Origin of the sequence: Vibrio thalassae, from assembly GCF_900089835.1 — a bacterium.
GTDB classification, from domain to species: Bacteria; Pseudomonadota; Gammaproteobacteria; order Enterobacterales; family Vibrionaceae; genus Vibrio; species Vibrio thalassae.
The window spans coordinates 1-1,132 of record NZ_OANU01000075.1 but is presented as its reverse complement, the minus strand read 5'-3'; the positions used below and the strand labels follow the sequence as shown (position 1 = coordinate 1,132).

Genomic DNA, 1,132 nt, shown 5'->3' with positions numbered 1-1,132 from the left:
GATATAGGTGCCAGCGACGGGATCAACCAGATCCAAGACTGGATTCTCAGCACCATCGCCCTTATCAACCACCACTACGGTATTGTGGGTGCTTGATGTATCAAGCGTGACGCCTGACATATCAGTGCCCACTGGCACCATTACAAGGTAAACATCCGATGTTAGCTGATTAAACTTGTAGTCAATAAAGACAAAATCATTGAGATCAAAGCTTGACTGTGCAATGTCGATGACTTTGCCATAAATCCAATCGTTATTCACACGCACCGCTTGGTACAGGATGTAATTTGCAGGTGTTGCTTTGATGTACATTTTGGTGGTTTTATTAGGACTGGATATCGGCGAATTCGCCGCAGGTGAAATACGATAATGCGGCAAGCCACTTAAATCCGGATTGACCGTGGTCGCTACGGTGTAATTGGTGTACGAATAATCCGCATTTTTATAGCACGTCTTTCCAAAAGTGCTGTCTGATTCGGCTTGGACCAGATAAATCGCCTCATGCTTGTCGTCTTCACTTGGCCCATCAAAACAATATTCACTCAGAACGGTACCACCCACACCACTCAAGACGGAACTTGAAAGCTCAGGGAAGGTGGTTTGCACAGCATCCTCGGTGCCATTGCCATCGAGATCCGTATCAATACCATTCACAATGCCATCGTTATCCGCGTCCAGATGACCGTGATAAACCGGGTCATTCGGGTCGTTTGCGACAGTACGATTATTCACCTCAGTGATATTCGTCATGCCATCACCATCGAGGTCTGTTTGGCTATCATCTACACCGACATTCAAGCCAAGCATGGTTTCTAAAATGTCCGCCATGCCGTCATTGTCAGTGTCGAGGTTAAGATCAACATCACTGCCATCGAGTGGATTTAATCCATATTGGGTTTCAACGATGTCGCTAATGGTGTCAAAATCACTGTCTGAGAACGGGTCGTTATCATCGACATCATAAATGCCAAGCACACCATCTAAATCCGCATCATAGGAATTTGCATCCAACGGATCGGTATTCGCGCCGATTTCCACCATGTTGATAAATCCATCACCGTCACTGTCAACGATGGCCCCATCACTGGCATCCGTTGGATTAAGGTTCCATGTCAATTCCAAGGAATCACGC

1 pseudogene is annotated in these 1,132 nt (G+C 46.3%); it reads right to left on the bottom strand.

What is annotated here, in order from left to right:
• Window positions 1-1,132: pseudogene (locus tag VTH8203_RS17670) on the bottom strand (hypothetical protein); the annotation flags it as partial.